We start from the raw sequence: 6,000 nt of genomic DNA, 5'->3' as shown, positions 1-6,000 counted from the left end.
AGCCGTGGAGTTGAGGAACGAAACCCAACATTATTAATCAATTGGGTGTGGGGCAAGCGCGTTGCGTAGGGTTCGCTGATACTGCATGGGCTAAGCACTGATTTTTATAGTGTAGGTTGGGTTGAGGCACGAAACCCAACATTCTGTATAAGCCGTGGAGTTGAGGAACGAAACCCAACATTATTAATCAATTGGGTGTGGGGCAAGCGCGTTGCGTAGGGTTCGCTATCGCTCAACCCAACCTACAGAATACCAGCTTACTCAATAGTGTAGTTGGGTTTCGCTATCGCTTAACCCAACCTACAGAATACCAGCTACAAGATCCACTCGGCATTCTGCAAAACGACTCGATAGCCATCAGGGTCTTGAAAGGTCACTCCATCTTTGTCCCAGTAGGGATTGTAGGAGTTTACAGGCTCAAATCCAATTGCTTTCATTCGCTCAACAGCCTGCTGCCATTCTTGTTGGTTAGGAAGGTAAAAGACGATAAGATTGTCTTGAGTTGGAGCGCCACCTACAATATGTCCCCGTTGATGGATGAATTCAAAGTGGTGGCTTTCTCTTGACATCCCAACCATTACTCCGTCAAAACCGTCATGGTTTTCAAAACGATCGAGGATTTGCAGCCCTAAACCCTCTGTGTAGAAATGAACAACTCGATCGAGGAAATCGGTTGGACGAGCAACCCGTAAAACCTTTCCTTGAAGCATATATATCTTCTCCAAATTTATTTTTGTGTTAAGCAGAAACTGGATACCGAATATTATGATTTGTCAAAAATTTCTTCAATTCGATCGACTGTTCGCTGATTTTCCTCCGGGCTGCCCACCGTAATTCGCAAACCTCCCCCGGTATGCCGAATTAAAGTACCTCGATCTTTTAGCTGCTGCATGATTTGTTTGTGTTCTTGTTCTGCTAAATTACTATCATCGGCTTTCACCCGCAGGTAAATGAAGTTAGCCGCACTCTGCCAAACTTGCAATTTTTGATGCTGAGTTAGCGCTGCAATTAATTGGGTTCGCTCTGCTATAATTTTGGGAATTACTGCCAGCAATAACTGCCGCTGCGCTATGGCAAACTCGGCTGCGGTTTGCGAGAAACTGGGAAGGTTGTAGGGGAGGCGAATTTTTTCTAAGGCGGCTGCGAGTTCGGGATGGGCGATCGCATATCCGACTCTCATTGATGCTAGTCGAAATGCTTTGGAAAATGTCCGCAGAATTATCCAATTCGGATGCTGGTGCAATCTGTCTGCTAATGTATTTTGGCTGAATTCAAAATAAGCTTCGTCAATTACTACTAATATCTCTTCCGGCAAACTTGACAACCATTCTATTTCATCAGTTGTTAAAGCATTGGCTGTGGGTGAATTGGGATGAACGACAAAGACGGCCCGCACGGGGGGATTTTGATTTTGGTCTATCGCCCTTTTAGCCGCCTCGATATCGATTTCAAAATTCTCCTCTTTCCGCTGAACACTCACAACGGGAATGCCGAGAGTTTGGGCGATTATTCCATACATCGAAAAGGTGGGATTCGCTACCAAAATAGAGCCTTGCCCGCCTAAACAAGTAGCTATTAAGAGCGATCGAATTAGTTCGTCGGAACCGTTACCAACAGAAATATTGTCGCCTGTAATGGCTGTTTTTGGCAGTGTAACCCCCCCTAGCGGGGGGATTGTGATTGATTCATTGACGTATTGGGCGATCGCCTCTTTGAGTGCTGCGTGGCCTCCGTCGGGATAGCGATTTGTCTCGATTAACTGCTGGTAAGTCCAAGCTAGCTTTTTTTTAAATTCCTCTGGTAAGTCGTAGGGGCATTCGTTGGTATCGAGGCGATCGATCGCACTTTCCGAATGCGCTGGTTCTCCTGACGCGCCGCCCGGATGGGGAGTGTATGCGGTAAGTTCGGCTAAATCTTTTCGGATAAAGGGAAGCATGGTATAATTTACGACTTTTTATTTTAGATAATCTGCTTACAAGCATCAGGATGCAGTCACAGTCTTTAATAGTCTAAAGTCGAGCATCCATAATTTATGGCTAATGACTAATGACTGCTGACTAATGACTAATGACTAATGACTAATGACTAATGACTATTTTAATCCCGCCACAAAGCAATTCCGCCCAATAAACCGCTCACATTCGGTACTATTTTAACCTGCGGCGGTAAATCAAAAACAATCTTTTTAGTATTGCCACCGCCGATGTAAATACGATCGCAGTTAAAGAGATTTTGCAGAGAGGCGAGTGCTTTTTCCAGACGGCGATTCCATCTTTTGGAACCGACTGTATCTAATGCCGATCGCCCTAATTGCTGTTCGTAAGTTTCCCCTTTGCGAAACGGGTGATGCCCGAGTTCCAAATTAGGCACCAAGATACCATCAACAAATAAGGCAGAACCGAAACCGGTGCCAAGGGTAATTACTAATTCTACCCCTGTTCCAGCAATTGCTCCCAATCCTTGAATATCGGCATCGTTAGCCACTCGCACAGGTTTTCCCAAGCGGTCTTTGAGAGTAGTTTGCAGGTCAAAATCTATCCAAGAAGGATCTAAATTCACTGCTGTTTTGATGATGCCGCCACAGACGACTCCGGGAAAACCGACAGATACTCGGTCAAATTCCCCTTGTTCGCTTGCTAAAGAGGCGATCGCCTCTAGTACGGGTTCCGGTTTCGGGGGTTGAGGCGTTTCTAAACGGCTGCGTTCCGTTTGGGGTTGGCCTTCATCGTCCAAAACCATAACTTTGATGCCGCTTCCGCCAATGTCAACGGCTAAGGTGCGAGTCGATCGATCTTGTTCACTCATTTGATTGTTGAGACTTGGAAGTTGGTCAAATTTTAATTTTTGAATTGGCAAAACTTTTGAATCGCTTCCCAAATTTCCGCTAGGACATTTCCCAAAGCATGATCGTCTTCTAATTCGATTAATTGCACCCAGGGACGGTTAGCGGCAAAATTTCTGCTAGCTTGAATCGGTATTATTGTATCATGCTTGCCGTGAAGAATTAACGTAGGGACTGACCGCATTAATTTTTCTTCAGGGTATTGACCCATATCTGCCACAAACTGATAATTCAGTGGCAGATAGCGCTGTTCGCCGTAGTGGTAAACGGGCAAATATTTCTCAGACTGCCACTTTTCTAACTGTTGTTGTCCCAAGAGTGGCAGCCAGTGGGAGATAAATTGAAAAGCCGGCGCTAACAAAACTATTTGCTTTACTGACAATTGTCGCTGGGCCAACCAAGCCGCTGTCAGCCCCCCAAAACTAGACCCAATTATGGTAACTCCCCCTAGATTTTTTACATTTTCTGTGGGAGATTGGGAGGATTCGGTTGGCAAAAATTCTGTTTCTATTTGGTTTAATTGGCGGGTGAGAGTGAGACCAGAAAAATCGTTTTGATTGAGATCGGGAGTTTTTAGCTCAATTCCTAGGTAAGAAAAGTGCGATCGGAAATATTTAGCCTTAGCTGAATCGGGACTTGAAGCAAATCCGTGTAAATAAATATAACTTGAGTCGTTCTGTAGATTCATCCAAAAATTTTTATGAGACTTCTCAACTCATTATTTTAACTTAGGAATGAGAATTAAATAACTTGCATTTTTTGTAGGTTGGGTTCGTGCCACGGGCCCAACCTACGGAAGTTATTTAATCCACGATCCTTAATATGAGTTATTAAATAAAAAATCAAACATTAAGTAGATAAACTTATATACTGATAGTCCGAAGAAATCAAGCACTGGCACGTATTTAAATTGCGGCGCTTTTAGACTGCTTTCCCCAAGAGACAAAGCCATCCCATAGATTTGAGAAAAGCTGGGTTTCTATATGCAGGCGTTTATTGATGTCTACCTGCTGACAGTGAAAATCGCAGAGTGCGTGTTGCACACCCTGCGATTCACTCAAAACTACTCGTCAATTACTGCGGTTTTTGACCGTTTTGCATCCTGTTTCTAGCAGTTTCTCGGCGCTGCTGCATCAGTTGAGCTAATTGGCTGCGCTGTTCGGGCGTGAGCACTTCTCGCATTGCGAGTGTACTTTCAAATTGCACCTCTTCCAACTGCTGCCTCAAGCCGATTATTTGACGGTGTTTTTCGCGTATTTCGCTGGAATTTGCCGTGCCAGACATCATCGTTTCCAATTCTTGTCTGGCTTGGCGGACTGCTTGCATCCGCTGGGACACTTGGTCTTTGTAGCGATCGCGAACTGCCTGCATTTTCTGTTTTTGGTCGGCACTTAAATTCAGTTTCTCGAACATCCCACCTTCCTTACCAGCGGGTCGATTGGGACGCTGAGTTTGGGCAATTGTTTCCGGTTCTAGGGGATTGGGAACTGCTATTGCTGCGGCTGTGCTGCCGAGAGTCAGCATTAAAACGGCTAGGGAAGAAATGCGACGAATTGACATAAAAAATACCTCTTTGAGATTAGTTATTTGTTAGCGGTTCGCTATCAGGTGAAACTGGGAAATTCAACAAGTCTGTTTGCGGGCGTTCTGTCATATTTTCTTCGCTAGAATCATGCAGTACACCCTCCCAGTTAGTGACTAAAAATGCTTCTAACTTAGCTGTTTCATTGTCTGGCAATTGTGCAGTCTCAAACGCACGGTATCCAGACCAAAAAACTAGCAGGCTAGCAGCGATCGCAGATGACAAAGCCCACTTGCGAAAACCGATCGTTCGCGATATTTTGCTAGACCGGGTACATTGCGACTCTCCTAGATAATTTAGCTTTCTCGCACCCGCCTCATTCCTATCTATTGCTGCTAAAAGTTTTTGCTCCAAATCGGGCGCAGCTTCTGGAAGGTTTGGGCGATGTTGCTTCAAGAAATTAACTAATTTTTGGTCGCTGCTTGGGTTATTCATAGCTCGCTGACACCTTCTTTTTGCAAAAATTGCCGCACAGCATTTCTGGCATAAAACACGCGAGATTTGACAGTCCCTGCTGGCAGTCCCAAAATTTGGGCTACTTCTTTTTGCGGGATGTCTTCTAAGTCGTGCAGCACCAAAACGCTGCGGTGTTCAAAGCTCAATTGCTCCAGTCCCCGCTGCACTAAATCTTGATAGTGCAACTGCATCAAGTCGGACGTGTTATCTTTGAGAATAACCCCATCCATTACTTCTTGATTTTTGAGCTGGGAGTCAAAAAAATGCTGTTTAGCAAATGCTTGTCTTTGGTCGGAAGCCACATTCCAAGTGATTCGATAAAGCCAAGTAGAAAAGTTTTCCTGGTGCTTGAGTTTGGGCAATCCTTTCCAGACTCGCAGGAATACTTCTTGTGCTAAATCGTCAAGCAGTGACGGGCCGCAGAGTTGATAAAGGGTTGACCTGACTTTGTGTTGGTAGCGTTTGTAAAGGTAGCGAAAGCAAGTGCGATCGCCCTTTAGACACTCAGCAACTAAGTCCGAGTCGGAACAGTCATCGGTTAAAACATTGGCTGACACACCTAACACCTGTGAAGTCTCCCCCACCAGTTCGTTATCTGAAGTGTTTAGACAGGACGATCTCGAAAAAGGTTCAAATAATTTAAAATATTATTTTGAGCATGAATCCGCTTGGGGCGGAAAACTGCACCAATGTCAGCTACAGCCACTCCGGCGTGTTCCACAAAAATTAACAGGCTTTCTGGCCTGTTCCACAAAAATTAAATCTTATTGTGGGGTGGGATTCTAGCCCGCCCGTAACAGGCTTTCTGGCCTGTTCCACAAAAATTAAATCTTATTCTGGGGTGGGCTCTAGCCCGCCCTAAAAAGCTGATTGAATATTGTATAGCCTTTCTCAGGTAGATGAGGTATGAGTAAGTAACCGGACACAATTAATTACATCAAGCCTTTTGAAGAGGCAAGGTTTTTAGGCGGTATTTTGGGTAATTAATTGTGTCCTACTACTTATTAATTGGCAATGGAAGTTGTTAGGTGCTTACCTCACTTAACTACGTAAGCACAATTAAGAGGGCTAAAGCCCAACTACGTACCTCACTTACTTGAGAACCGCTATAGTCTTCAGT

At 44.6% G+C, this 6,000-nt stretch carries 8 protein-coding genes; all 8 read right to left on the bottom strand.

Going from position 1 to position 6,000, the window contains the following annotated elements:
- Positions 1-314: 314 nt before the first annotated feature.
- Entirely contained in the window at positions 315-710 is a 396-nt protein-coding gene (locus QUA56_RS29005) for a VOC family protein (RefSeq protein WP_333365188.1), read from the bottom strand.
- Positions 711-763: 53 nt separating this feature from the next.
- Entirely contained in the window at positions 764-1,936 is a 1,173-nt protein-coding gene (locus QUA56_RS29000) for a histidinol-phosphate transaminase (RefSeq protein WP_333365186.1), read from the bottom strand.
- Positions 1,937-2,097: 161 nt separating this feature from the next.
- Positions 2,098-2,805, bottom strand: coding sequence for an ROK family protein (locus QUA56_RS28995; RefSeq protein ID WP_333365184.1), 708 nt, complete (start codon positions 2,803-2,805; stop codon positions 2,098-2,100).
- A 32-nt stretch (positions 2,806-2,837) separates the two neighbouring features.
- On the bottom strand, positions 2,838-3,530 hold the full coding sequence (locus QUA56_RS28990) for a YqiA/YcfP family alpha/beta fold hydrolase (RefSeq protein ID WP_333365182.1): 693 nt from the start codon (positions 3,528-3,530) through the stop codon (positions 2,838-2,840).
- A gap of 386 nt (positions 3,531-3,916) precedes the next feature.
- Positions 3,917-4,402 carry a Spy/CpxP family protein refolding chaperone gene (locus QUA56_RS28985; RefSeq protein ID WP_333365181.1) on the bottom strand — a complete coding sequence of 162 codons (486 nt, stop codon included), beginning with the start codon at positions 4,400-4,402 and terminating at the stop codon, positions 3,917-3,919.
- A gap of 19 nt (positions 4,403-4,421) precedes the next feature.
- Complete coding sequence (locus QUA56_RS28980) at positions 4,422-4,859, bottom strand: hypothetical protein (protein WP_333365179.1); 438 nt, start codon at positions 4,857-4,859, stop codon at positions 4,422-4,424.
- Positions 4,856-5,446 (bottom strand): sigma-70 family RNA polymerase sigma factor, encoded by a 591-nt coding sequence (locus QUA56_RS28975; RefSeq protein WP_333365212.1) that lies wholly within the window; start codon positions 5,444-5,446, stop codon positions 4,856-4,858. The genes QUA56_RS28980 and QUA56_RS28975 overlap by 4 nt, the downstream gene beginning before the upstream one ends.
- 38 nt (positions 5,447-5,484) lie before the next feature.
- Complete coding sequence (locus QUA56_RS28970; RefSeq protein WP_333365177.1) at positions 5,485-5,634, bottom strand: hypothetical protein; 150 nt, start codon at positions 5,632-5,634, stop codon at positions 5,485-5,487.
- Positions 5,635-6,000 lie beyond the last annotated feature (366 nt).

The sequence above is a fragment of the Microcoleus sp. N3A4 genome, assembly GCF_036701805.1.
GTDB lineage: Bacteria > Cyanobacteriota > Cyanobacteriia > Cyanobacteriales > Microcoleaceae > Microcoleus.
Note: the sequence above shows the minus strand (reverse complement) of the source record. Positions and strands in the feature narration are given on the sequence as shown.

What these genes read in the sequence shown, in the direction of transcription:
- QUA56_RS29000 (WP_333365186.1), bottom strand. Translation starts at nt 1,936, where the DNA reads ATGCTTCCCTTTATCCGAAAAGATTTAGCCGAACTTACCGCATACACT.
- QUA56_RS28995 (WP_333365184.1), bottom strand. Translation starts at nt 2,805, where the DNA reads ATGAGTGAACAAGATCGATCGACTCGCACCTTAGCCGTTGACATTGGC.
- QUA56_RS29005 (WP_333365188.1), bottom strand. Translation starts at nt 710, where the DNA reads ATGCTTCAAGGAAAGGTTTTACGGGTTGCTCGTCCAACCGATTTCCTC.
- QUA56_RS28985 (WP_333365181.1), bottom strand. Translation starts at nt 4,402, where the DNA reads ATGTCAATTCGTCGCATTTCTTCCCTAGCCGTTTTAATGCTGACTCTC.
- QUA56_RS28980 (WP_333365179.1), bottom strand. Translation starts at nt 4,859, where the DNA reads ATGAATAACCCAAGCAGCGACCAAAAATTAGTTAATTTCTTGAAGCAA.
- QUA56_RS28990 (WP_333365182.1), bottom strand. Translation starts at nt 3,530, where the DNA reads ATGAATCTACAGAACGACTCAAGTTATATTTATTTACACGGATTTGCT.